A 22,965-nucleotide genomic window follows, 5' to 3' on the forward strand; every position below is an offset into this window, starting at 1 on the left:
TTGCGGCCCGGAATCGGGCCGCAACTCCACGGCTGGCGAGAGACCCGCCTCATTCCTATGCACTCGACTGTATGACCTTGCGGTGGTGTGGCCCCGGCGGGTAACCTTCTCTGCATAGTCATGCGGAGGTGGGTATGGGCATTCGGGTTGCTGTTGCCGGGGCGAGTGGATACGCCGGGGGCGAACTGCTGCGCCTGCTCGCCGGTCACCCCGAGTTCGAGCTGATCGCCGCCACCGCGCACAGCCAGGCCGGTCAGCCCGTCACCGCCGTACACCCGCACCTCGCCGGCCTCGACCTGGTGTTCGCCGCGACCGAACCGGCGACCCTTGCCGACGCGGACCTGGTCTTCCTGGCCCTGCCGCACGGGCAGTCCGCGGCGCTCGCCGCGGCGCTGCCCAACACGGTCAAGGTGGTCGACCTCGGCGCGGACCACCGGCTGCGCGACGCCGGCGCCTGGTCCCGCTACTACGGCGGGGAGCACGCCGGCGCCTGGACCTACGGCCTACCCGAGCTGCCCGGCCGGCGGACCGAGATCGCCGCCGCGACGCGGGTGGCCAGCACCGGCTGCTACGCGGTGGCGACCACGCTGGCGCTGGCCCCGCTGATCGCCGCCGGCGCGGTACGCCCCGACGACGTGGTCGTGGTCGCCGCCTCCGGCACCTCCGGCGCGGGCCGGGCCGCCAAGGCCCACCTGCTCGGCAGCGAGGTGATGGGCGATCTGACGCCCTACAAGGTGGGCGCGCACCAGCACGTGCCGGAGATCAAGCAGGCCACCGGCGCGACCGGTCTCTCCTTCACACCGGTGCTCGCGCCGATGCCCCGGGGCATCCTGGCCACCGTCACCGCGGTGCCCACCGGCGATGCCGACCCGCGCGCGGTGCTGGCCGCCGCGTACGCCGACGCGCCGTTCGTGCACGTGCTGCCCGAGGGGGCGTGGCCGCACACCGCCGCGACCGCCGGCTCGAACTCCTGCCACCTCCAGGCGACGGTCGACGTCGACTCGGGGCGGGTGATCGTGGTCAGCGCGATCGACAACCTCGGCAAGGGCGCGGCCGGCCAGGCCGTGCAGAACGCCAACCTGATGGTGGGTCTCCCGGAGACCACCGGTCTGTCCGTGTTTGGAGTGGCCCCGTGAGCGTCACCGTCCCCCGTGGGTTCCGCGCCGCAGGTGTCGCCGCCGGACTGAAGTCCTCCGGCGCCGCCGACGTCGCCCTCGTGATCAACGACGGCCCGGACGCCGGCGTGGCCGGTGTCTTCACCGCCAACCGGGTCAAGGCCGCGCCGGTGCTGTGGAGCCAGCAGGTCGTGCACGGCGGCGTCGTCCGAGCCGTGGTGCTCAACTCCGGCGGCGCGAACGCCTGCACCGGACCGGCCGGCTTCCAGGACACCCACGCCACCGCCGAGCACACCGCCGCCGCGATCACCGCGGCGAACGCCCGGCTCATCGTCGGCGCGGGCGAGGTCGCGGTCTGCTCAACCGGTCTGATCGGCGAGCGGCTGCCGATGGACAAGCTGCTTCCCGGCGTACGCGACGCGGTGCGCGGCCTGTCCCGCGACGGCGGCCCGGCCGCAGCCGAGGCGATCATGACCACCGACACCCGGCCGAAGACGACAGTGGCGCAGGGTACGGGCTGGACCGTCGGCGGGATGGCCAAGGGCGCGGGCATGCTCGCCCCGGCCATGGCCACCATGCTCTGCGTGCTCACCACCGACGCGGTGGCCGGGCCGGACGCCCTGGACGCCGCGCTGCGCGCCGCCACCCGGATCACGTTCGACCGGATCGACTCCGACGGCTGCATGTCCACCAACGACACGGTGCTGCTGCTGGCCAGCGGCGCCTCCGGCATCGAGCCGACCGCCGAGGAACTGACCGCCGCGGTCACCGCCGCCTGCCACGACCTGGCCCAGCAGCTCCTGGCCGACGCCGAGGGCGCGACCAAGGAGGTCGCGATCGAGGTGGTCGGCGCGGCGAGCGAGGACGACGCGGTCGAGGTGGGCCGCACGGTGGCCCGCAACAACCTGGTGAAGACCGCGTTGTTCGGCAACGACCCGAACTGGGGCCGGATCCTGGCCGCGGTCGGCACCACCGCCGCCGTGTTCGAGCCGGACGACGTGGACGTCGCGGTCAACGGCATCTGGGTGTGCCGGGGCGGCGCCGCCGCCGAGGACCGCGCCAAGGTGGACCTCACCGGCCGCGGCGTGACGGTCCGGATCGACCTGCACGCCGGTGCCGAGGCGGCCACCATCTGGACCAACGACCTGTCCCACGCGTACGTCCACGAGAACTCGGCTTATTCCACATGAACTTGAGTGCTGACCTCACCCGGGCCCAGGCCAAGGCCGCCACGCTGATCGAGGCGCTGCCCTGGCTGGCCCGTTTCTCCGGCGCCACGGTCGTGGTCAAGTACGGCGGCAACGCCATGGTCGACCCCGAACTCCAGCGGGCGTTCGCCGCCGACATGGTGTTCCTGCGCTACGCGGGCCTGAAGCCCGTCGTGGTGCACGGCGGCGGTCCGCAGATCTCCGCCATGCTCGGCCGTCTCGGCATCGCCAGCGAGTTCCGGGGCGGCCTGCGGGTCACCACCCCGGAGGCGATGGACGTGGTCCGGATGGTCCTCGTCGGTCAGGTCGGCCGGGAACTGGTCGGCCTGATCAACGCGCACGGCCCGTGCGCGGTCGGTCTCTCCGGTGAGGACGCCGGGCTGTTCACCGCGGTGCGCCGCCCCGCGTACGTGGACGGGGAACCGGTCGACGTGGGGCAGGTCGGCGACGTGGAGTCGGTGAACGTCTCGGCGGTGACCGACCTGATCGAGGCCGGCCGGATCCCGGTCATCTCGACTGTCGCGCCGGACGCCGACGGGGTGCTGCACAACCTCAACGCGGACACCGCCGCCGCCGCGCTCGCGGTGGCGCTGGACGCCCGCAAGCTCGTCGTGCTGACCGACGTGCCGGGCCTGTACGCCGACTGGCCGGACACGTCCAGCCTGGTCAGCGAGATCACCGCGGACGACCTGGCGAAGCTGCTGCCGTCCCTGGAGTCGGGCATGGTCCCGAAGATGGAGGCATGCCTGCGGGCGGTGCGCGGGGGAGTGCCGGCCGCGCACGTCGTCGACGGCCGGGTCGCCCACTCCACGCTGCTGGAAGTGTTCACGTCGGAGGGCTTCGGAACCATGGTGATCGAGTCATGAGCACGCTGGTGCAGCGGTGGAACGCCACCATGATGGACAACTACGGCACGCCGCCGCTGGCGCTCGTCTCCGGCTCCGGCGCCGTCGTGGTCGACGAGACCGGCCGGGAGTACGTCGACCTGCTCGGCGGCATCGCCGTCAACGCGCTCGGCCACGCCCACCCGGCGGTGGTGGCGGCCGTCAGCAAGCAGGTCGCGACGCTCGGGCACGTGTCCAACCTGTTCGTCGCCGAGCCGCCGGTGGCGCTGGCCGAGCTGCTGCTCGCGCTGGCCGGCCGCCCGGGCCGGGTGTTCTTCGCCAACTCCGGCGCGGAGGCCAACGAGGCCGCGTTCAAGCTGTCCCGGCTCACCGGCCGCCGGCACGTGGTCGCCACCCACGGCGGTTTCCACGGCCGGACCATGGGCGCGCTGGCGCTGACCGGGCAGCCCGCGAAGGCCGACCCGTTCCGCCCGCTGCCCGGCGACGTGACCCACGTGCCGTTCGGCGACGCCGACGCGCTGGCCGAGGCGGTCACCGACGACACCGCCATGCTGATCATCGAGCCGATCCAGGGCGAGAACGGTGTGGTCGTCCCGCCGCCGGGCTACCTGGCCGCGGCCCGGCGGATCACCGCCGCGCACGGCGCGCTGCTGGTGCTCGACGAGGTGCAGACCGGCGTCGGCCGGACCGGCCACTGGTTCGCCCACCAGGCCGAGGGCGTCGAGCCGGACGTGATCACGCTCGCCAAGGGCCTCGGCGGCGGGCTGCCGCTGGGCGCCTGCCTGGCCTTCGGCCGGGCCGCCGACCTGCTCACCCCCGGCTCGCACGGCACCACGTTCGGCGGCAATCCGGTCAGCTGCGCCGCCGCGCTCGCTGTCGTCTCCACGATCGCGCACGAGGGCCTGCTCGACCACGTGAAGCGCGTCGGCGAGCGGCTCCGGCGCGGCGTCGAGGCGCTCGGGCACCCGCTGGTGCGCGAGGTACGCGGTGCCGGGCTGCTGCTCGGCATCGTGCTCGACCAGCCGGTGTCCGGTGCGGCCGCGGCGGCCCTGCGCGACGCGGGCTTCCTGGTCAACCCGGTGCAGCCGGACGTGGTCCGGCTCGCCCCGCCGCTGATCCTCACCGCCGCACAGGCAGACGCGTTCCTCGCCGCCCTGCCGGCCGCGCTGTCCGCCGCCGCGCCCGCCAACACCCCGACGGAGGCTCCCGCATGATCCGCCACTTCCTGCGCGACGACGACCTCACGCCCGCCGAGCAGGCCGCCGTGCTCGACCTCGCCGCCCGGATGAAGGCCGACCGGTACGGGCACCAGCCGCTGGCCGGACCGAAGTCGGTGGCGGTGCTGTTCGACAAGCAGAGCCTGCGGACCCGGATCTCGTTCGACGTGGGCATCGCCGAGCTGGGCGGGCACCCGCTCGTGGTGGACACCCAGGTCACCCACTTCGGCCGGGGCGAGACACTTGGCGACGCCGGCCGGGTGCTGTCCCGCTACGTCGCCGCGATCGTGCTGCGCACCCACGGCGACGACCGGATCGCCGAGGTCGCCGCGCAGGCCACGGTGCCGGTGGTCAACGCGCTCACCGACACGTACCACCCCTGCCAGCTGCTGGCCGACCTGCTCACCGTGCGGGAACGCTTCGGCGGCACCGCCGGACGGATCCTCACGTACGTGGGCGACGCGGCGAACAACATGGCCCACTCGTACCTGCTGGCCGGGGCGACCGCCGGGATGCACGTGCGGATCGCCGGGCCGGAGGGGTTCCAGCCGGACCCGGAGATCGTGGGACGCGCCGAGAAGATCGCCGCCACCACCGGCGGATCGGTCCAGGTGCTCACCGACCCGGCCGAGGCGGTACGCGGCGCGCACGTGGTCGCCACCGACACCTGGACGTCGATGGGGCAGGAGTCCGACGGGCTGGACCGGATCACCCCGTTCCTGCCGTACCAGGTCAACGACGCGCTGCTCGGCCACGCCGACGCCGACGTGATCGTGCTGCACTGCCTGCCCGCCCACCGGGGCGAGGAGATCACCGACGAGGCGCTCGACGGCCCGCACAGCGCGGTGTTCGACCAGGCGGAGAATCGGCTGCACGCCCAGAAGGCGCTGCTGACGTTTCTCCTGGAGGAATCCGCATGACCGCTCCGCTGACCCGCGCCGCGCGGCACGCCCGCATCGTCGAGCTGATCCGCGACACCCCCATCCACTCGCAGACCGAGCTGGCCGACCTGCTCGCCGGGGACGGCATCCAGGTCACCCAGGCCACCCTGTCGCGCGACCTGAAGGAACTGGGAGCGGTGACCGCGCGGGGCGGCGACGGGCGGGGCGTCTACCTGATCCCGGAGGACGGGCACCGGCCGCTGCGCGACGCCGAGGGCGCGCCGGCCCGGCTGGTCCGGCTGCTGCGTGAGCTGCTCAACGGCGTCGACTCCAGCGGCAACATCGCGGTGCTGCGCACCCCGCCGGGCGCCGCCCAGTACCTGGCCAGCGCGCTGGACCGGGCCGGCCTGTCCGAGATCGTCGGCACCATCGCCGGCGACGACACCATCCTCGTCGTGGCCCGCGAGGCCGACGGCGGCGCCGCGCTGGGTGAGCGGCTCGCCGCCTGGGCCCGCCGCGACGACACAGCCGAAGGGGGCACCTCGTGACCGAACGGGTCGTGCTCGCGTACTCCGGGGGCCTGGACACCTCGGTCGCCATCCCGTACCTGGCCGAGCGGACCGGCGCGGAGGTGATCGCGGTCGCGGTCGACGTCGGCCAGGGCGGCGAGGACATGACAGTGATCCGGCAGCGGGCGCTCGACTGCGGCGCCGCCGAGTCCGAGGTGGTCGACGCCCGCGACGAGTTCGCCGCGGACTACTGCCTGCCGGCGATCCGGGCCAACGCCCTCTACATGGACCGGTATCCGCTGGTGTCCGCGCTGTCCCGGCCGCTGATCGTCAGGCACCTGGTCGCGGCGGCACGTGCCCACGGCGGCACGATCGTGTCGCACGGCTGCACCGGCAAGGGCAACGACCAGGTCCGGTTCGAGGTCGGCCTGGCCGCGCTCGCGCCCGACCTGAAGGTCGTCGCCCCCGCCCGGGACTTCGCCTGGACCCGGGACAAGGCGATCGCGTTCGCCGAGGAGAAGGGGCTGCCGATCGACGTGTCGGCGAAGTCGCCGTACTCGATCGACCAGAACCTGTGGGGCCGGGCCGTGGAGACCGGTTTCCTGGAGGACATCTGGAACGCGCCGGTCGAGGACCTCTACGCGTACACCGAGGACCCGGCGTCGGAACGCGACCCGGACGACGTGGTGATCACGTTCGACGGCGGCGTCCCGGTCGCGATCGACGGCGAGACGGTCACCCCGTACCAGGCCATCCGGGAGCTGAACCGGCGGGCCGGGGCGCAGGGTGTGGGCCGGCTGGACATGGTCGAGGACCGGCTGGTCGGCATCAAGAGCCGCGAGGTGTACGAGGCGCCCGGCGCGCTCGCCCTGATCACCGCCCACCAGGAGCTGGAGGCGGTGACCGTCGAGCGGGACCTGGGCCGGTTCAAGCGCGGCGTCGACCAGCGCTGGGGCGAGCTCGTCTACGACGGGCTCTGGTTCTCGCCGCTGAAGCGGTCGCTGGACGCGTTCATCGACGACGCCCAGCGGCACGTCACGGGCGAGGTACGGCTGCGCCTGCACGGCGGCCGGGCGGTGGTGACCGGCCGGCGCTCCGAGGCGAGCCTGTACGACTTCGGCCTGGCCACCTACGACACCGGCGACACGTTCGACCAGTCGCTGGCGAAGGGATTCGTGCAACTGTGGGGACTGCCCAGCAAGATGGCCGCGCAACGGGACGCCCGGATGGGAGGGGCCTGATGGGGGGCACCACAATGGGTGGGGTGGACGACAAGAGCCTGACCGAGAACAGCGCCCCCGCCAACCGGACGAGCCTCTGGGGTGGCCGGTTCGCCGGCGGTCCCGCCGAGGCGCTCGCGCGGCTGTCGGTGAGCGTCCAGTTCGACTGGCGTCTCGCCCCGTACGACATCGCCGGTTCCCGCGCGCACGCCCGGGTCCTCGCCGGCGCCGGCCTGCTCGACCCGGACGAACTGGGCCGGATGCTGGCCGCGCTGGACGACCTGGAGGCGGCGTGCGCCTCCGGCGCGTTCCGCCCGACCGTGGACGACGAGGACGTGCACACCGCGCTGGAGCGCGGCCTGCTGGAGCGGCTCGGCAGCCTCGGCGGCAAGCTGCGCGCCGGCCGGTCCCGCAACGACCAGGTCGCCACCGACCTGCGGCTCTACCTGCGTGATCACGCCCGCGGCGTGGCGGCCCGGCTGGTCGAGCTGGCCGAGGCCCTCGTCGAGCAGGCGGAGCGGCACGTGGACACCGCCGCGCCCGGCATGACGCACCTGCAGCACGCCCAGCCGGTTACGTTCGGACACTGGCTGCTGGCCCACGTGCAGCCGCTGCTGCGCGACCTGGAGCGGATGCGCGACTGGGACGAGCGGACCGCGATCAGCCCGCTCGGCGCGGGCGCGCTGGCCGGGTCGGGGCTGCCGCTGGACCCGGTGGCGGTCGCCAAGGAGCTGGGTTTCCGCACCTCGTTCGCCAACTCGATGGACGCGGTCGCGGACCGCGACTTCGTCGCCGAGTTCCTGTTCGTCACCGCGATGATCGGCGTGCACCTGTCCCGCCTCGGCGAGGAGGTGGTGCTCTGGACGTCGCAGGAGTTCGGCTGGGTCGAGCTGGACGACGCCTTCGCCACCGGATCGTCGATCATGCCGCAGAAGAAGAACGCGGACATCGCCGAGCTGGCCCGGGGCAAGTCCGGCCGGCTGGTCGGCGGCCTGATGAGCGTGCTCACCATGCTCAAGGGCCTGCCCATGACGTACGACCGGGACATGCAGGAGGACAAGGAGCCGGCGTTCGACGCGGTCGACACGCTGGAACTGCTGCTGCCCGCGCTGGCCGGGATGATCTCCACGATGACGGTCCGGGTGGACCGCCTGGTGGCGAGCGCGCCGTCGGGCTTCTCGCTGGCCACCGAGGTCGCCGACTGGCTGGTCCGGCGCAACGTGCCGTTCCGCGATGCGCACGAGATCACCGGCAAGCTGGTGGCGCTCTGCGCGGTCCGCGACTGCGCGCTGGACGAGGTGTCCGACGCCGACCTGGCGGCGGTGAGCGAGCACCTGGACCCGTCGGTGCGTGACGTGCTGTCGGTGCGCTCGGCGCTGGCCGCGCGCATCACGCCCGGCTCCACCGGCCCGGGACCGGTCGCCGACCAGCTCGCCGCCGCGGCGGACAAGCTGACCGGCTGGCGGGAGTGGGCCGCCGAGCGGGTCGTCCCGCGCTGAGCTTTACGGCTGCCCCGAGATCTTGGTACGGAACGGCCCCTGTAGGGGCGCTTTCGTACCAAGATCTGCGGGTAGCGCTTCCCGGTCAGCCGCTGGGTCGCTCGCGCTTCGGGAGCTTCGCCACGACCGCGTCGTACGACCCGTCGACGGCCTCGATCAGTTCGTCGTCGGGGATGCCGCCGGAGAGCCGGAGCGTGTTCCACCCCGACCGGCCGATGTAGGGGGAGGGGCGCGCGTCGGCCGGGAACCGGTGCAGCCACTCGTCGGCCACCTCCCGGGACGGCCCGCACTTCACCCGAGCCGGGCCTCGCCCTCCGGGGAGCCGAGGAACGCGAAGATGCGGCTGCCCACCTTCACCACCTCGTCGCCCTCCCACGGCCGGTCCAACCAGGCACCCGGCTTGGCCAGACAGTAGGCCAGCATCTCCTCGCGCGTCATCGCGTCCTCCCGTGCCGTCTCGTCCGGCACAGTCTCGCCCGCCGCTGTGACAGCCCGCGTCGCCCGGCCGCCGGTCAGTCGCCGGTGCCGGTGCGGACGGTGAGCCGCTCGTAGCGCTGCCGGGCCGCCTGGGCGCTGCCCAGCCCCAGCCCGAAGGCGATCGCCTGCCAGGTCATGCCCCGGCCGCGGGCCACCTGCAACAGGCCGGCCTCCAGCGCGTCCACCTCCGCCCGTACGTGCGGGATGAGCGTCAGCGCGGCCATCAGGTCGGCCTGGTCGACGGGCTCCTCACCCTCGTCCAGCTCGGCGCCACCGGCGAGCGCCATCACCAGCGTGGCCGCCTCGTAGGCGTCGGGCACGTCGGGATGGGCGTAACGCCGGCGGCGGGAGTTGGTGCCGGCGTGCCGCTCGGCGATCCGCAGCAGCGCCGCGTAGTTGCGGTGGGCCCGGGCCTGGGCAGCATCCGGAGCGGTGAACGGGTCGTTGTCCACGGTGACCATGTCGTCCATCCCACACCCGAGAATGGCTTGTTGTCAACACCTCGTTGAAAGTCATTCGCGCAAGATGCCGTGCCCTCGGGACGTGGTGAGAAGGCGGCGCGTCATGCACCACAGACGCGCCGCGGAGTGTTCGGGTTGCCCGGAACGGCCGATTCAGGCCGGTGAGTTGCGGACCGAGGCGGCCGGGGCGGGACGGCGGCGCGGCGTGTGCCGCCGGTAGACGCTGACGCTCGGCTCGTCGGCCAGCCAGAACCGCCACGGCAGGTCGTGCGCGGCGGCGACCCCGACTCGCGGCCCGGCGACGATCCGCGCCGGGTCCACCGGGCTCGCCGGTGGCGTCAGCAGCAGCGGGCCGCTGCCGTCGATCGCCGAGGTGCCGTTCGCCTCCCGCCCGAGCCCGAGCGCGGTGACCAGCCGGGCCGGTCCGCGGGCCAGCTCCCGGTCGGTGGCGCGCGGCCGGCGCTCGCGGGCGGTCTCGACGCCGTCGACCACCTCGCCCGCGCGCAGCAGCACCGCCGCCGCCTCGCCGTCGCGGCCGCAGACGATGTTCGCGCACCAGTGCATGCCGAACACGAAGTACACGTACACGTGCCCGGCGGGCCCGAACATGACCTTGTTGCGCGGCGTCGGGCCGCGGTGGGCGTGTGACGCCGGGTCCTCGCCGGTGCCCGCGTACGCCTCGACCTCGGTGAGCCGGACGGTGACGCCGCCGGCCGACACGGTCCAGCCGAGCAGCGTCCGCGCGGTGTCGGCGACCTGCGCGGCGGGTGCGTCGAGCCAGGGGTACGTCATCGCGGCAAGGGTAGTCGGTGGGTGGCGCGTGATCCGGGCCACGCCGCGGTGGGCGGCCGCCGGAATAGTTGACTCGTCAAATATGTTGTGAGGAGCGATCCCGGGCCGACCGGTCCGGACCCCACGCGAGGAGCTGGTCATGCAGTTCGGAGTCTTCACCGTCGGTGACGTCACCGTCGACCCCACGAACGGGCGGCTGCCGTCCGAGCGTGAGCGGATCAAGGCCATGACCGCCATCGCGCTCAAGGCCGAGGAGGTCGGCCTCGACGTCTTCGCCACCGGCGAGCACCACAACCCGCCGTTCGTGCCGTCGTCGCCGACCACCATGCTCGGCTGGATCGCCGCACGCACCGAACGGCTGCTGCTGTCGACCTCGACCACGCTGATCACCACGAACGACCCGGTGAAGATCGCCGAGGACTACGCGATGCTCCAGCACCTGGCCGACGGCCGGGTGGACCTGATGATGGGCCGCGGCAACACCGGCCCGGTCTACCCGTGGTTCGGGCAGGACATCCGCAACGGCATCCCGCTGGCCATCGAGAACTACGACCTGCTGCACCGGCTGTGGCGGGAGGACGTGGTCGACTGGAAGGGCCGGTTCCGTACGCCGTTGCAGTCGTTCACCTCGACCCCGCGCCCGCTCGACGGCGTGCCGCCGTTCGTCTGGCACGGCTCGATCCGCAGTCCGGAGATCGCCGAGCAGGCCGCCTACTACGGTGACGGCTTCTTCGCCAACCACATCTTCTGGCCCAAGGAGCACACCCAGCGGATGGTCGGCCTCTACCGGGAGCGGTTCGCGCACTACGGCCACGGCTCGCCGGACCAGGCCGTCGTCGGCCTCGGCGGGCAGGTGTTCATGCGCCGCAACTCCCAGGACGCGGTACGCGAGTTCCGCCCCTACTTCGACAACGCCCCGGTCTACGGGCACGGCCCGTCGCTGGAGGAGTTCACCCGGGAGACGCCGCTGACCGTGGGCAGCCCGCAGCAGGTCATCGACCGGACGCTGGGCTTCCGCGAGTACGTCGGCGACTACCAGCGGCAGCTGTTCCTCATGGACCACGCCGGACTGCCGCTGAAGACCGTGCTGGAGCAGCTCGACCTGCTGGGCGAGGAGGTGGTGCCGGTGCTGCGCAAGGAGTTCGACTCGATGCGTCCCGCGCACGTGCCCGACGCGCCCACCCACGCGAGCCTGCTGGCCGCCCGCGACGCCGCCCCGGCCGCCGGGGAGCAGCGATGACCAGCCGTACCCTCGCGGTGGTCTCGGCCGGTCTCGGCCAGCCGTCGTCCACCCGCCTGCTCGCCGACCAGCTCGCCGCGGCCGCCCGCGACGAGCTGGCCGGCCGCGGCGCGACGGTGGAACTGCGCGTGGTCGAGCTGCGCGAGCACGCCCACGACGTGGTGAACCACCTGCTCACCGGCTTCCCGCCGGCCGCGCTGCGGCGCACGCTCGACGAGGTGGCCGCCGCCGACGGGCTGATCGCGGTGACGCCGATCTTCAACGCGTCGTACAACGGGCTGTTCAAGTCGTTCTTCGACGTGGTCGACCGGGACGCGCTGGCCGGCAAGCCGGTGCTGCTCGGGGCGACCGGCGGCACCGCCCGGCACTCGCTTGCCCTGGAGCACGCGGTCCGGCCGATGTTCACCTACCTGCGGGCGGCGACGCTGCCCACGGCGGTGTTCGCCGCGCCCGAGGACTGGGCCGGTGACGACGGCGACAGCGCGCTGCGGTCCCGGATCCGCCGGGCCGGAGCCGAGCTGGCCGAGCAGGTGGACCGCCGTCCGCCCGCGACCGGCCCGGCCGACCCGTTCGCGCTCACCACCGACTTCGCCGACCTGCTCGCGGGCCGCGACCCGTCCTGACGCCGGGGCGGTTCGGCGCGGAGCAGGGCCGCCCCGCGCGGGTCCTCAGTCGTCGGCCGGCTCGGGCCGGTGGGCGACGAGCACCGGGCAGTGGGAGTGCTGCACCAGCGCCTGGCTGACCGAGCCGAGCAGCAGCCCGGCGAAGCCGCCCCGGCCCCGTGAGCCGACCACCACGAGCGACGCCTCGCCGCTGGCCTCCCGGAGCGCGGTCTCCGGCGAGGCGGCGGTCACGGACCGCTCCGTCACCCGCAGGCCCGGATGCGCCGCCCGGACCCGGTCCGCGGCCTCGGCCAGCAGCCCTGCCGCCTCGGCCCGCTCGGCGGTGGACGCCTCCGCCGCGACCTCCGGCGCCACCGCGCCGCGTTCCGGCGACCGGACGTGCATCAGCACCAGCTCCGCGTCGCGCCGCTCGGCCTCGTCCGCGGCCAGCTCGATCGCGTACGCGGCCGAGTCGGAACCGTCCACGCCGACCAGCACCGGACCGTCCACCGGGATCGGCTGCTCCTCCGGGCGGACGATGAGCACCGGGCAGTGCCCGTGCTGCGCGAGCTGCCCGCTGACCGAGCCGAGCAGCAGACCGGCGAAGCCGCCCACGCCCCGGCTTCCCACCACGGCCAGCTCGGCGCGGCGGGACTCCTCGACCATCGTGGCGCCCGGCCCGCCGGCGACCTGGCGCACCTGCACCCGCAGGCCCGGGTGCCGCTCGGCCAGATCGGCGGCGACCGACTCCAGCATCTTCTCCGACTCCGCGGTGGGCGCCGGCACCCCCAGGTCGTACGGGTTGAGCGGCACGCCGTAGCCGAGCGGGTGCAGGTAGCCGTGCACCAGCAGCAGCGGCCGGGAACGGGCGACGGCGGTCGCGGCGGCCAGGTCGGCGGCGGCCAGGCTGGACGGCGATCCGTCCACTCCCGCAACGACGGGTCGGTTCATCTGGTGCTTTCCCTCCGGTCGGTTCAGGCCATTGTGGCGGTGCTCGCCCCGCCCGGGCCGGGGAACCGGCTCAGTGGGCGCGGTCGCCGCGGTGCCGGACGACGGCCAGCGGGCTGTGGCAGTGGTGCAGCACGGCGTGGCTGACCGAGCCGAGCAGCAGCGCACCGAGGCTACCGCGACCGTGCGCGCCGACCACCGTCAGCTGCGCGCCGACGGACTCCTCGACGAGCACCCGGGACGGGGTGGCGGCGGCGACCAGCTTCGGCCGTACCGTGACCTCCGGGTAGCGCTCGGCCCAGCCGGCGACCGCCTCGGCCAGCACCCGCTGCTCGTCGGCGCGCAGCTCCCGCGGGTCGTACGCCAGGGGCAGGACGTCGCCGAACGCCTCCCGGTAGGTCACCGGTTGCGGGTAGAGCCAGGTGTGCACCACCACCAGTTCGGCGCCGCGCGCCGCGGCCTCGGCGAACGCGAAGCCGACGGCCTCCTCGGACAGCGCGGAGCCGTCCACGCCGACCACCACCGGGCCGTCGGCGCGGGCCTCACCCCGGGCCACGAGCACCGGGCAGTCCGCGCGGGCGGAGAGCTGCACCGCGGCGGAGCCGACCAGCAGTTCGGCGAATCCGCCGAGTCCCCGGTGGCCCAGCACGAGCAACGAGGCGTCGCGGCTCTCCCGCAGCAGCACCGCGACCGGCCCGCCGTCGACCACCGCCCCGGTCACGGTCAGCTCCGCGTCGACCTTGCGGGCCTCGTCCACCGCCTCCTCGACGAGCTTCTCGGCCTCCTGCCGCAGCTCGACGTCGGGCAGCACCGGGGCGACCATGCCCAGCGGTGTGCCGACCAGCGGCCAGAGGAACGCGTTCACCACCCGCAGCGGCCGGTGCCGCAGCACCGCCTCGCGCGCGGCCAGCCGTACCGCGTCCAGCGCGGACGGGGAGCCGTCCACACCCACCACGACGGGGGCACCGGTTCTGTCGGTCATCACGTCCTCCTTCGGTTCCCCTCCAGCCTGCGCCGACGGCTCCGAACTGGGCAGAGTCGATCCGCCCGGCCCGCTCGGGACCATCGGCCCCTACCGGCCGGGGCGACGGCGGGGTGAAATGGAACCAGTGCTCCCCTCCTGTCGACCCTGGAGGCGCGATGACCCCGCTGGAGATGCTCCGCGTCCACCCCTTCCTGGCCGGGCTGCCCGACGAGTGGCTGCCCCGGCTCACCGGTTACGCCCGTCCGGTGGTCTGGCACCCCGGGCACCGGCTGTTCCGCGCCGGCCAGCCGGCCGACCGGTTCTGGCTGGTCCGCGGCGGCCAGGTGGCGCTCGACTTCCCGGTGCCGGGCCGCGGCGACGTGGGCATCGAGACGATCGGGCCGGGCGGGGTGCTCGGCTGGTCCTGGCTGTTCCCGCCGTACCGCTGGCAGTTCGGCGCGGTCGCCACCCAGCGCAGCACCGCCGTCGAACTCGACGCCGACGGGGTACGCCGGCTGATGGAGTCCGACGACACGCTCGGCCGTCAGCTCACCAGCCGGTTCATGAGCGTGGTGGTGGACCGGCTCCAGGCGTCCCGGGTCCGGCTGCTCGACCTCTACGGCTATCCGACGGCGGCGGCCAGCTAACTAGCGGTCGCGGACGACCAGCTCGTCCACCTCGAGGCGGCCGATGCGCAGCTCGCGGATCACCGCGCGGCGCACGGCCAGCCGGCCGATCACGAGTGAGCCCACAGCCACCGCGCCGAGCGCGAACGCGCCGAAGGCGATTGCGCCGACGGCCGTGGCGCCCAGCGCCCGAGCGCCGGTCGCGCCCGCGCCGGTGGCCTGCGCGCCGACGGCCCGCGCTCCGGTGGCCTGCGCGCCGGTCGCGACCAGGGCGCGGATACGTGCGGTCGGAAGCGGGTTCGGCATGTCCCGATCGTAGTGCGCCGCGGCCGGACCGGTCAGGTGACGGTGAGGCCGCGGGCGGCGAACTGGGCGCGTACCCGGGCCAGCAGGTCGGCGTCAGGCGGCTCGGTGTCGGCCAGCGGGAACGTCAGCCCCAGCTCGGCGTACTTGTGCGCGCCGAGCCGGTGGAACGGCAGCACCTCGACGCGCTGCACGGTGGCCAGCCCGGCGGCGATGTCGGCCACCCGTTCCACCTCGTCGACCGCGTCGGTCAGGCCGGGCACCAGCACGTACCGGATCCAGATCGGCGTACCCCGGTCGGCCAGTCGTTGCGCGAACCGCAGCGTCGGCGCGAGCCGGCCGGTGCCGGTGACCCGGCGGTACGTCTGCGGGTTGCCCGCCTTGACGTCGAGCAGCACCAGGTCGGTGGCGTCCAGCAGCGCGTCGTCGGCGCGGACACCGAGGAAGCCGGAGGTGTCCAGCGCGGTGTGCAGGCCGAGGTCGTGGCAGCGGCGCAGCAACTCGCCGGTGAACGCCGGTTGCAGCAGCGGCTCCCCGCCGCTCACGGTGACGCCGCCGCCCGCGACCTGGATGAACCGGCGGTACCGGCCGGCGAGCGTGACCATCTCGTCCACGGTGCGGCGCCGGCCGCTGCGGCCGTACCAGGTGTCCGGGCTGTGGCAGTAGCGGCAGCGCAACGGGCAGCCGGCCAGGAAGACCACGAACCGGGTACCCGGGCCGTCCACCCCGACCGACGTGTCCCACGAGTGCACCGCGCCGGTGACGGCACCCGGCGCCGCCGGAGTCACCTCCGGCGGCGCGGGCGGGCGGCCGTTCACAGCGACCCGTGGAAGGTCCGCGACACCACGTCGCGCTGCTGCTCCGGCGTGAGCCGGACGAAGTTCACCGCGTACCCGGAGACCCGGACGGTGAGCTGCGGGTACCGCTCCGGGTGCGCCATCGCGTCCAGCAGCGTGGCCCGGTCCAGCACGTTGACGTTGAGGTGGAACCCACCGGCGTCGGCGTAGCCGTCGAGCACCCCGGCCAGATTCGCGATCCGCTCGTCGCGGGTGTGGCCCAGGCCGTCCGGCGTGACGGTGCCGGTCAGCGAGATGCCGTCGCGGGCCGCGTCGTACGGCAGCTTCGCTACCGACAGCGCCGACGCGACCAGGCCGTGCGTGTCCCGCCCGTTCATCGGGTTCGCCCCCGGCGCGAACGGCTCACCGGCGCGCCGCCCGTCCGGCGTGTTACCGGTGTGCTTGCCGTACACCACGTTCGAGGTGATGGTCAGCACCGACATGGTCAGCTCCGCGTCGCGGTACGTGCGCTGCCGGCGCAGCTTCTCCGCGAACGTCTCGACCAGCCACACCGCGATCTCGTCGGCCCGGTCGTCGTCGTTGCCGTACGTCGGGAACTCGCCCTCGACCGCGAAGTCGACGGCCAGCCCGTTGTCGTCGCGCAGCACCTTCACCCGCCCGTACCGGATGGCCGACAGGCTGTCCACGGCGACCGACAGTCCGGCGATGCCGGTGGCCATGAACCGGCGCACCGGGTGGTCGTGCAGCGCCATCTCCAGCCGCTCGTACGCGTACCTGTCGTGCTGGTGGTGGATCACGTTCAGCGCGTCCACGTACGTCTCGGCGAGCCAGTCCAGTGTCCGGTCGTACGCGGCCAGCACCTCGTCGTAGTCGAGCGTCTCGCCGCCGGCCGGCGCGGCCGGCGGTGCCACCTGGGCGCCGGTCAGCTCGTCCCGGCCGCCGTTGATCGCGTACAGCAGCGCCTTCGCCAGGTTCGCGCGGGCGCCGAAGAACTGCATGTCCCGCCCGACGCGCATGGCCGACACGCAGCAGGCGATCGCGGTGTCGTCGTCGTACGCCGGGCGGATCAGCTCGTCGTTCTCGTACTGGATGGCGCTGGTGTCCAGCGACACCTGGGCGCAGAACCGCTTGAACCCCTCGGGCAGGCGGGGCGACCAGAGCACCGTCAGGTTCGGCTCGGGCGCCGGGCCGAGGTTGTAGAGCGTCTGGAGGTAGCGGAACGCGGTGCGGGTGACCAGCGGCCGTCCGTCCGCCCCCATCCCGCCGAGCGACTCGGTGACCCAGGTGGGGTCGCCGGAGAAGAGCTGGTCGTACTCGGGGGTGCGCAGGAAGCGGATGATCCGCAGCTTGATCACGAAGTCGTCGATCAGCTCCTGCGCGCTGCTCTCGTCCAGCCGCCCCTCGGCGATGTCCCGCCGCAGGTACGCGTCGACGAACCCGGCGGTGCGGCCCAGCGACATCGCGGCGCCGTTCTGCTCCTTCGTGGCCGCCAGGTAGGCGAAGTAGAGCCACTGGATCGCCTGCGCGCCGGTGGCCGCCGGGCGGGAGATGTCGAAGCCGTACGAGGCGGCCATCTCCTTCAGCTCACCGAGCGCACGGATCTGCTCGGCCAGTTCCTCCCGGTCGCGGATCACGTCGTCGGTGCTGCGCCGGTCGTCGAGCGCCGCCTTGAGCGCACGGCGCTCCTCGACCAGCCGGTCCACGCCGTACAGCGCCACCCGGCGGTAGTCGCCGATGATCCGCCCGCGCCCGTACGCGTCGGGCAGCCCGGTGATGACGTGCGAGCGCCGCGCCGCGAGCACATTCGCCGGGTACGCGTCGAAGACCGCGTCGTTGTGCGTGCGCCGGTACCGGGTGAAGATCTCGTGCACCCGCGGGTCCGGTTCGCGTCCGTACGCGCGCAGCGCCGTCTCCACCATCCGCAGTCCGCCGGCCGGCATGATCGCCCGCCGTAGCGGCGCGTCGGTCTGCAGCCCGACGATCAGCTCCCGCTCCCGGTCGATGTAGCCGGGTGCGTGCGAGGTGATCGTCGACGGAGTGGCCGCGTCGACGTCGTACACGCCGCGCCGCCGCTCCTCGCCGAACATCTCCCGCAGCCCTTCCCACACCGCGAGGGTGCGCGGCGTCGGCCCGGCGAGGAACGACGCGTCCCCGGTGTACGGCTCGTGGTTGTGGCGGACGAAGTCGGCCACGTCGACTGTCTCCTGCCACGCTCCGGCGTGGAATCCGCGCCAGGGGGCCAGGGGTTCGGTGGCGGTCATGTCGGTCCCTCTCCGGGCGTCGGCGGTGGTCCGGTCCCCGCGGGGTGCGGGGACCGGGGGCGGGGGTCAGGGCTGGAGCACGAGCCGGGCGGCGACCCGGCCGGCGAGGACGTCGTCCACCGCGTCGTTGATGTCGTCGAGCTTGCGGGTCTCGTAGACGACCCGGGTGCGGCCGGCGGCGTGCAGCGCGAAGACCTCGGCCAGGTCGGCGCGGGTGCCGACGATCGAGCCGAGCACCGTGATGCCCTTGAGCACCGTCTCGAAGACGGGCAGGGTGATCGCGTTGTCGGCCGGCAGCGACACCAGCACCAGCCGGCCGCCGCGGCGCAGCGAGCGGTGGGCCTGCTCGATCACCCGAGGGCTCGCGGCGAGCACGATCGCCACGTCCACGCCGCCCAGGGCGGTGATCCGCTCGACCGGGTCGGTGGTGGCGGCGTCGACCGTGTGCGCCGCGCCCAGCGACGTGGCCAGTTCCAGCTTCTCGGCGGTCACGTCCACCGCGACCGTCTCGGCGCCGAAGATCTGCGCGTACTGCTGGGCGAGGTGGCCCAGGCCGCCGATGCCGAAGATCGCGACCCGCTCGCCCGGCCGTACCCCGGCGACCTTGACGGCCTTGTACGTGGTGACGCCCGCGCAGGTCAGCGGCGCGGCCTCGAGGGGGTCCACGCCGTCGGGCACACGGACCGCGTAGCGGGCGGCGGCGACCGCGTACTCGGCGTGCGCGCCGTCGATGCTGTAGCCGGTGTTGCGCTGCGACTCGCACAGCGTCTCCCAGCCGGTCACGCAGTAGGAGCAGGTGCCGCAGGCCCAGCCGAGCCAGGGCAGCGCGACCCGGTCGCCGACGGCGTGCTCGGTGACGCCGGGGCCGACCTGTTCGACCAGGCCGACGCCCTCGTGACCGGGTACGAACGGCGGGGTGGGCTTCACCGGCCACTCGCCGCGGGCGGCGTGGATGTCGGTGTGGCAGAGTCCGCTGGCTTCGACGCGGACCAGGATCTCGCCCGGGCCGACCTCCGGCACGGGACGCTCGATGATTTCCATCGGACGGTCGAACGCGGTGACGACACTGGCGCGCATCGGGGGCCTCCCTCGGTCTCGTTCTCACCCTCAGCGTCGTCCGTCCGGGCGCTGCCGGGCAGGGGCGCAGGACCGCGGTGACCCGGGACCAACGGCCCCCTGTCGGACGGGCGAGGGAACGGCGGTACGGCCGCCGGTGACGTACCGGCGGCCGTACCCCCTGGGTGGTCAGCGGTCGACGACCAGGCGGCGGGCCCGCAGCAGGCGCGCCCACCAGGGCCGGTGGTCCGGGCGCAGCCGCGGCGCCGGCACGCCGCGCAGGCTGACCCAGCCGCCCGGCCCCATGGTGACGGTGCCGACCGACGGCGGTCGGCGGCGCGACCACACCGCCACTGCGGCGGTGAGCGCGGCGACCGCGAACGCGCCGGTGGCGGCGGCGACGAGCTGGTCGGGTTCGACCACGCGCCGGTAGCGGACCCGGCCGCCGGCCGCGACGAACACGCCGACCGGGCGGCCGTCGCGGTTCACCGGCACCAGCGCGGCGTCCCCGGGCAGCTCCAGCACCGGGCCGACGGCTCCGGCCGGCGCGGTGGCGGGCGTAGCGGCCTGCGGTGGCGCGGGGCGGGGGACCGGCGCGACCGCCGGTCCGGTCGGGTTGAAGATGGCGGTCATGACGCTGCCCTCCTAGCGGGAGTCGGACTTCTCGGTGCGGGCCTCGACCGCGGCCCGGCCGGCGGCCAGCCGCGCCACCGGCACCCGGTACGGCGAGCAGGAGACGTAGTCGAGCCCGGCCGCGGCGAAGAACCCGATCGATTCCGGGTCGCCGCCGTGCTCACCGCAGACCCCGACGGTCAGGTCCGGTCGGGCCGCCCGCCCTTCGGCGACGGCGAGGCGAACCAGCCGGCCCACCCCGGTGGCGTCGATGCTCTCGAACGGCGACACCGGGAAGATCCCCCGTTCCAGGTACGTGGAGAAGAACGCCCCCTCCACGTCGTCCCGGGAGAACGCCCAGGTCATCTGCGTCAGGTCGTTGGTGCCGAAGGAGAAGAAGTGCGCCTCGGCGGCGATGTCCCCGGCCGTCAGCGCCGCCCGGGGCGTCTCGATCATGGTGCCGACCGGGATCTCCGGGGCGTCCGGCACCTCGGCCAGCACCCGCCGCGCCTCGTCCGCCACCGCGGCGAGTTCCCGCACGTCACCGACCAGCGGCACCATGATTTCCGGGCGCGGGTCGCCACCGGCCCGGACCCGCTGCGCGGCCGCCTCGGCGAGCGCCCGCACCTGCATCGCGAACAGGCCCGGCACCACCAGCCCGAGCCGTACGCCCCGCAGCCCCAGCATCGGGTTCGTCTCGTGCATCCGGCGCACCGCCGTCAGCAGCACACCGTCGTGGCCCGGTTCCTCGCCGCGCGCCTGCGCGCCCGCCACCCGGGCGGTGAGCTCGGCCAGCGGAGGCAGGAACTCGTGCAGCGGCGGGTCGAGCAGCCGGACGGTGACCGGCAGCCCGTCCATCGCGGTGAGCAGCCCGAGGAAGTCGGCCCGCTGCAACGGCAGCAGCTCGTCGAGCGCCGCGCCGACCTCGGCCGGGCCGTCGGCCAGGATCAGCCGCTCGACCAGTTCCCGGCGCTCGCCGAGGAACATGTGCTCGGTGCGGCACAGCCCGATCCCGGCGGCGCCCAGCTCACGGGCCCGCCGCGCGTCGTCAGGGGTGTCGGCGTTGGCGCGTACGCCGAGCGTGCGCACCGCGTCGGCGTGCCCGAGCAGCCGGTGCACGGCGGCTACCAGCGGGTCGGCCTCCGGCCGCAGCTCACCGGTCAGGTACCGGGCCACCGGGGACGGCTGCACCGGCACCTCGCCGAGCCAGATCCGCCCGCTGGTGCCGTCGATGGAGATCACCTCGCCGGCGCGCACCACGTGCTCGCCCACCGTGAACTCGCCGCGCTCCACGTCGATGGTCAGCGCCTCGGCCCCGCACACGCAGGTCCGGCCCATGCCCCGGGCCACCACCGCGGCGTGCGACGTCTTCCCGCCGCGCGAGGTCAGCACCCCGGCCGCGGCGATCATGCCGGGCAGGTCGTCCGGGTTGGTCTCCGGGCGGACCAGGATCACCGGTCCGGTGGACGCCGCCGCGGCGGCCGAGTCGAAGACCACCCGCCCGACCGCGGCGCCGGGGGAGGCGCCGACGCCGACGGCGAGCGGCTCGGGCGCGCCGGCGGCGTCGAAGGCCGGGAACATCAGCTGGGCGAGCTGCGCCCCGGTGACCCGGGTCAGCGCCTCGTCGGCCGTGATCAGCCCCTCCTCGGCCAGCTGCGCGGCGATCACGAACGCCGCCGCCGCGGTGCGCTTGCCGACCCGGGTCTGCAGCATCCACAGCCGGCCGCGCTCGATGGTGAACTCGACGTCGCACAGGTCGCGGTAGTGCCGCTCCAGCGTCGCCATGATCTCCCGCAGCCGGTGGAAGCTCGCCGGGTCCAGCCGGGCCAGCTCGGTCAGCGGCACCGTGTTGCGGATGCCCGCCACCACGTCCTCGCCCTGCGCGTCGGTCAGGTAGTCGCCGTACACGCCGGGGGCGCCGGTGGCCGGGTCACGGGTGAACGCCACCCCGGTGCCGGAGTCCGGGCCGAGGTTGCCGAACACCATCGCCATCACGTTGACGGCGGTGCCCAGGTCGTCCGGGATGCGCTCCTGCCGTCGGTAGATCCGGGCCCGCTCCGAGTGCCAGGACTCGAACACCGCGCGCACGGCCAGGAACAGCTGCTCGTGCGGGGCCTGCGGGAAGTCGTGCCCGGCGTGCCGGGCGAAGATCTTCTTGTACGTGTCGACCAGGCCGCGCAACTGGCCGGCGCCCGGCCCGTCCGGTCCGGCGGTGGCCCGCAGCGCGGCCAGCTCGTGCTCGAACTCGTCTGCCGGGATGCCGTGCACGGTACGGCCGAACATCTGGATCAGCCGCCGGTACGAGTCCCAGGCGAACCGCTCGTCGCCGGTGCGGGCGGCCAGCCCCGCCACGGTGGTGTCGTTGAGCCCGATGTCGAGGATCGTCTCCATCATCCCCGGCATCGAGAACCGCCCGCCGGAGCGCACCGCCAGCAGCAGCGGGTCCCGCGGGTCGCCCAGCCACCGGTCCAGCCGCGCCTCCACCTCCTTCAGATGCGCGTTGATCTCCTCGTACAGGCCGTCCGGCGGCGCGCCGGTGGCCAGGTACGCCCGGCACGCGTCGGTGGTGACGGTGAACCCGGGCGGCACCGGCAACCCGAGCCGGGTCATCTCGGCGAGGTTCGCGCCCTTGCCGCCGAGCAGGTCGGCCTGGCTGCGATCACCTTCGATGAAGTCGTAGACGTACTTCGACATGGTCCGGCCTCCTCGACTGAGTCGTTCCACCTCCTTGGTAGCCGGGCCGGCCGGCGGCGCGGCAGGGCCGGACGGGACACACACCGGACCGGAGGTCCCGACCGTGTCGGTGGGTGCCCGTATCGTTCCGGCCGTGACCAACGAGGTGCTGCTCCGCCCGGTGCGAGACGACGACCTGCCCACCTTCTTCGCCCACGAGCAGGACCCGCAGGCCAACTGGATGGCCGCGTTCGGCCCGAAGGACCCGTCCGACCGGACCGCGTTCGACGCGCACTGGGCGCGGATCCGCGCCGACGAGCGCATCGTCAACCGCACGGTCACCGCCGACGGCGAGGTGGTCGGGCATGTGGCGGCGTTCCCGGTCGACGACCGGACCGAGGTGAGCTACTGGATCGACCCGGGGCGCTGGGGGCGTGGCTACGCCACCGCCGGGCTCGCCGCGCTGTTGCGGGAGCTGCCGCAGCGGCCGGTGCGCGCCCGCGCCGCGAAGGACAACGCCGCGTCCCTGGCGGTGCTGCGCAAGTGCGGCTTCGTCGTGGTCGGCGAGGACTCCGGGTACTCCCCGAGCCGCGGCACCGAGGTCGAGGAGTACGTGCTGGAGCTGCCCGCCGAGGGGTCTGACCAGGGCGACCGCTAGT

General features: G+C 74.0%; 24 protein-coding genes. 12 read left to right on the forward strand and 12 right to left on the reverse strand.

All coding sequences use genetic code 11. The features are described from left to right. Nucleotides 1-134: 134 nt before the first annotated feature. Genes argC through argH form a run of 8 tightly spaced genes read left to right on the forward strand, consistent with a single transcriptional unit; the run spans nucleotide 135 to nucleotide 8,494 of the window. Nucleotides 135-1,136 carry an N-acetyl-gamma-glutamyl-phosphate reductase gene (argC, locus tag F8279_RS11435; protein ID WP_151499903.1) on the forward strand — a complete coding sequence of 334 codons (1,002 nt, stop codon included), beginning with the start codon at nucleotides 135-137 and terminating at the stop codon, nucleotides 1,134-1,136. Further along, nucleotides 1,133-2,305 (forward strand): bifunctional glutamate N-acetyltransferase/amino-acid acetyltransferase ArgJ, encoded by a 1,173-nt coding sequence (argJ, locus tag F8279_RS11440; RefSeq protein ID WP_151499904.1) that lies wholly within the window; start codon nucleotides 1,133-1,135, stop codon nucleotides 2,303-2,305. Before argC ends, argJ begins: the two co-directional genes overlap by 4 nt. Then, the gene (gene argB / locus F8279_RS11445; RefSeq protein ID WP_151499905.1) at nucleotides 2,302-3,189 is read left to right on the forward strand and encodes an acetylglutamate kinase; all 888 of its coding nucleotides are present in this window, start codon (nucleotides 2,302-2,304) and stop codon (nucleotides 3,187-3,189) included. Before argJ ends, argB begins: the two co-directional genes overlap by 4 nt. Continuing rightward, on the forward strand, nucleotides 3,186-4,382 hold the full coding sequence (locus F8279_RS11450; RefSeq protein ID WP_151499906.1) for an acetylornithine transaminase: 1,197 nt from the start codon (nucleotides 3,186-3,188) through the stop codon (nucleotides 4,380-4,382). The genes argB and F8279_RS11450 overlap by 4 nt, the downstream gene beginning before the upstream one ends. After that, entirely contained in the window at nucleotides 4,379-5,305 is a 927-nt protein-coding gene (argF, locus tag F8279_RS11455) for an ornithine carbamoyltransferase (RefSeq protein ID WP_091424419.1), read from the forward strand. Before F8279_RS11450 ends, argF begins: the two co-directional genes overlap by 4 nt. Further along, nucleotides 5,302-5,814 (forward strand): arginine repressor, encoded by a 513-nt coding sequence (locus F8279_RS11460; RefSeq protein ID WP_013474917.1) that lies wholly within the window; start codon nucleotides 5,302-5,304, stop codon nucleotides 5,812-5,814. The genes argF and F8279_RS11460 overlap by 4 nt, the downstream gene beginning before the upstream one ends. Then, the gene (locus tag F8279_RS11465; protein ID WP_151499907.1) at nucleotides 5,811-7,016 is read left to right on the forward strand and encodes an argininosuccinate synthase; all 1,206 of its coding nucleotides are present in this window, start codon (nucleotides 5,811-5,813) and stop codon (nucleotides 7,014-7,016) included. Before F8279_RS11460 ends, F8279_RS11465 begins: the two co-directional genes overlap by 4 nt. A gap of 14 nt (nucleotides 7,017-7,030) precedes the next feature. Then, nucleotides 7,031-8,494 carry an argininosuccinate lyase gene (gene argH / locus F8279_RS11470; RefSeq protein WP_091424425.1) on the forward strand — a complete coding sequence of 488 codons (1,464 nt, stop codon included), beginning with the start codon at nucleotides 7,031-7,033 and terminating at the stop codon, nucleotides 8,492-8,494. Nucleotides 8,495-8,579: 85 nt separating this feature from the next. Here the strand turns inward: argH and F8279_RS30565 are convergent, their stop codons facing one another. The 4 genes from F8279_RS30565 to F8279_RS11485 all read right to left on the reverse strand — a co-directional run bounded on the left by F8279_RS30565 (nucleotide 8,580) and on the right by F8279_RS11485 (nucleotide 10,224). Beyond that, nucleotides 8,580-8,789 (reverse strand): MmcQ/YjbR family DNA-binding protein, encoded by a 210-nt coding sequence (locus F8279_RS30565; RefSeq protein WP_225853230.1) that lies wholly within the window; start codon nucleotides 8,787-8,789, stop codon nucleotides 8,580-8,582. After that, on the reverse strand, nucleotides 8,786-8,932 hold the full coding sequence (locus F8279_RS30570) for an MmcQ/YjbR family DNA-binding protein (RefSeq protein WP_225853231.1): 147 nt from the start codon (nucleotides 8,930-8,932) through the stop codon (nucleotides 8,786-8,788). The genes F8279_RS30565 and F8279_RS30570 overlap by 4 nt, the downstream gene beginning before the upstream one ends. Nucleotides 8,933-9,006: 74 nt before the next feature. Beyond that, nucleotides 9,007-9,441: a DNA-binding protein gene (locus F8279_RS11480; protein WP_225853232.1), complete on the reverse strand. Its 435-nt coding sequence runs from the start codon at nucleotides 9,439-9,441 to the stop codon at nucleotides 9,007-9,009. Nucleotides 9,442-9,585: 144 nt separating this feature from the next. Then, entirely contained in the window at nucleotides 9,586-10,224 is a 639-nt protein-coding gene (locus tag F8279_RS11485) for a DNA-3-methyladenine glycosylase (protein ID WP_151499908.1), read from the reverse strand. A gap of 139 nt (nucleotides 10,225-10,363) precedes the next feature. Here F8279_RS11485 and F8279_RS11490 point away from each other — a divergent pair, with 139 nt between their 5' ends. Continuing rightward, the gene (locus F8279_RS11490) at nucleotides 10,364-11,464 is read left to right on the forward strand and encodes an LLM class flavin-dependent oxidoreductase (protein WP_091424431.1); all 1,101 of its coding nucleotides are present in this window, start codon (nucleotides 10,364-10,366) and stop codon (nucleotides 11,462-11,464) included. Then, nucleotides 11,461-12,087, forward strand: a complete 627-nt coding sequence (locus F8279_RS11495; protein ID WP_091424434.1) for a CE1759 family FMN reductase — start codon at nucleotides 11,461-11,463, stop codon at nucleotides 12,085-12,087. The genes F8279_RS11490 and F8279_RS11495 overlap by 4 nt, the downstream gene beginning before the upstream one ends. 45 nt (nucleotides 12,088-12,132) lie before the next feature. Here the strand turns inward: F8279_RS11495 and F8279_RS11500 are convergent, their stop codons facing one another. Together F8279_RS11500 and F8279_RS11505 are read right to left on the reverse strand one after the other, a co-directional pair. Further along, a complete protein-coding gene (locus tag F8279_RS11500; protein WP_091424437.1) occupies nucleotides 12,133-13,017 on the reverse strand; it encodes a universal stress protein in 885 nt (294 codons plus the stop codon). Between the two features lie 70 nt (nucleotides 13,018-13,087). Continuing rightward, a complete protein-coding gene (locus F8279_RS11505) occupies nucleotides 13,088-13,996 on the reverse strand; it encodes a universal stress protein (protein ID WP_151499909.1) in 909 nt (302 codons plus the stop codon). A gap of 158 nt (nucleotides 13,997-14,154) precedes the next feature. On the opposite strand from F8279_RS11505, the gene F8279_RS11510 reads away from it, so the two are divergent. Continuing rightward, nucleotides 14,155-14,625, forward strand: a complete 471-nt coding sequence (locus F8279_RS11510; RefSeq protein WP_030502451.1) for a cyclic nucleotide-binding domain-containing protein — start codon at nucleotides 14,155-14,157, stop codon at nucleotides 14,623-14,625. Here the strand turns inward: F8279_RS11510 and F8279_RS11515 are convergent, their stop codons facing one another. From F8279_RS11515 to ppdK, 6 genes are all read right to left on the reverse strand, one after another. Beyond that, the gene (locus tag F8279_RS11515; protein ID WP_151499910.1) at nucleotides 14,626-14,910 is read right to left on the reverse strand and encodes a hypothetical protein; all 285 of its coding nucleotides are present in this window, start codon (nucleotides 14,908-14,910) and stop codon (nucleotides 14,626-14,628) included. Nucleotides 14,911-14,942: 32 nt separating this feature from the next. Continuing rightward, on the reverse strand, nucleotides 14,943-15,725 hold the full coding sequence (gene pflA / locus F8279_RS11520; protein ID WP_151499911.1) for a pyruvate formate-lyase-activating protein: 783 nt from the start codon (nucleotides 15,723-15,725) through the stop codon (nucleotides 14,943-14,945). Next, entirely contained in the window at nucleotides 15,722-17,965 is a 2,244-nt protein-coding gene (gene pflB, locus F8279_RS11525) for a formate C-acetyltransferase (protein ID WP_151499912.1), read from the reverse strand. Before pflB ends, pflA begins: the two co-directional genes overlap by 4 nt. Before the next feature lie 66 nt (nucleotides 17,966-18,031). Then, nucleotides 18,032-19,042 (reverse strand): alcohol dehydrogenase AdhP, encoded by a 1,011-nt coding sequence (adhP, locus tag F8279_RS11530; RefSeq protein ID WP_151499913.1) that lies wholly within the window; start codon nucleotides 19,040-19,042, stop codon nucleotides 18,032-18,034. A 168-nt stretch (nucleotides 19,043-19,210) separates the two neighbouring features. Then, nucleotides 19,211-19,654, reverse strand: a complete 444-nt coding sequence (locus F8279_RS11535; RefSeq protein WP_091424454.1) for a hypothetical protein — start codon at nucleotides 19,652-19,654, stop codon at nucleotides 19,211-19,213. A gap of 12 nt (nucleotides 19,655-19,666) precedes the next feature. Further along, complete coding sequence (gene ppdK, locus F8279_RS11540) at nucleotides 19,667-22,327, reverse strand: pyruvate, phosphate dikinase (protein ID WP_151499914.1); 2,661 nt, start codon at nucleotides 22,325-22,327, stop codon at nucleotides 19,667-19,669. Between the two features lie 133 nt (nucleotides 22,328-22,460). Here ppdK and F8279_RS11545 point away from each other — a divergent pair, with 133 nt between their 5' ends. Further along, a complete protein-coding gene (locus F8279_RS11545) occupies nucleotides 22,461-22,964 on the forward strand; it encodes a GNAT family N-acetyltransferase (protein WP_151499915.1) in 504 nt (167 codons plus the stop codon). Nucleotide 22,965 lies beyond the last annotated feature (1 nt).

It is taken from the genome of Micromonospora sp. AMSO1212t, from assembly GCF_008868145.1.
In the GTDB taxonomy this organism is placed as follows: Bacteria; Actinomycetota; Actinomycetes; order Mycobacteriales; family Micromonosporaceae; genus Micromonospora; species Micromonospora tulbaghiae.

What these genes read in the sequence shown, in the direction of transcription:
- F8279_RS11535 (WP_091424454.1), bottom strand. Translation starts at nt 19,654, where the DNA reads ATGACCGCCATCTTCAACCCGACCGGACCGGCGGTCGCGCCGGTCCCC.
- F8279_RS30570 (WP_225853231.1), bottom strand. Translation starts at nt 8,932, where the DNA reads ATGACGCGCGAGGAGATGCTGGCCTACTGTCTGGCCAAGCCGGGTGCC.
- F8279_RS11450 (WP_151499906.1), top strand. Translation starts at nt 3,186, where the DNA reads ATGAGCACGCTGGTGCAGCGGTGGAACGCCACCATGATGGACAACTAC.
- argC (WP_151499903.1), top strand. Translation starts at nt 135, where the DNA reads ATGGGCATTCGGGTTGCTGTTGCCGGGGCGAGTGGATACGCCGGGGGC.
- F8279_RS11485 (WP_151499908.1), bottom strand. Translation starts at nt 10,224, where the DNA reads ATGACGTACCCCTGGCTCGACGCACCCGCCGCGCAGGTCGCCGACACC.
- pflB (WP_151499912.1), bottom strand. Translation starts at nt 17,965, where the DNA reads ATGACCGCCACCGAACCCCTGGCCCCCTGGCGCGGATTCCACGCCGGA.
- F8279_RS11495 (WP_091424434.1), top strand. Translation starts at nt 11,461, where the DNA reads ATGACCAGCCGTACCCTCGCGGTGGTCTCGGCCGGTCTCGGCCAGCCG.
- F8279_RS11500 (WP_091424437.1), bottom strand. Translation starts at nt 13,017, where the DNA reads ATGAACCGACCCGTCGTTGCGGGAGTGGACGGATCGCCGTCCAGCCTG.
- F8279_RS11480 (WP_225853232.1), bottom strand. Translation starts at nt 9,441, where the DNA reads ATGGACGACATGGTCACCGTGGACAACGACCCGTTCACCGCTCCGGAT.
- F8279_RS11510 (WP_030502451.1), top strand. Translation starts at nt 14,155, where the DNA reads ATGACCCCGCTGGAGATGCTCCGCGTCCACCCCTTCCTGGCCGGGCTG.
- F8279_RS11515 (WP_151499910.1), bottom strand. Translation starts at nt 14,910, where the DNA reads ATGCCGAACCCGCTTCCGACCGCACGTATCCGCGCCCTGGTCGCGACC.
- argH (WP_091424425.1), top strand. Translation starts at nt 7,031, where the DNA reads ATGGGTGGGGTGGACGACAAGAGCCTGACCGAGAACAGCGCCCCCGCC.
- F8279_RS11460 (WP_013474917.1), top strand. Translation starts at nt 5,302, where the DNA reads ATGACCGCTCCGCTGACCCGCGCCGCGCGGCACGCCCGCATCGTCGAG.
- F8279_RS11490 (WP_091424431.1), top strand. Translation starts at nt 10,364, where the DNA reads ATGCAGTTCGGAGTCTTCACCGTCGGTGACGTCACCGTCGACCCCACG.
- ppdK (WP_151499914.1), bottom strand. Translation starts at nt 22,327, where the DNA reads ATGTCGAAGTACGTCTACGACTTCATCGAAGGTGATCGCAGCCAGGCC.
- F8279_RS11505 (WP_151499909.1), bottom strand. Translation starts at nt 13,996, where the DNA reads ATGACCGACAGAACCGGTGCCCCCGTCGTGGTGGGTGTGGACGGCTCC.
- adhP (WP_151499913.1), bottom strand. Translation starts at nt 19,042, where the DNA reads ATGCGCGCCAGTGTCGTCACCGCGTTCGACCGTCCGATGGAAATCATC.
- argF (WP_091424419.1), top strand. Translation starts at nt 4,379, where the DNA reads ATGATCCGCCACTTCCTGCGCGACGACGACCTCACGCCCGCCGAGCAG.
- argB (WP_151499905.1), top strand. Translation starts at nt 2,302, where the DNA reads ATGAACTTGAGTGCTGACCTCACCCGGGCCCAGGCCAAGGCCGCCACG.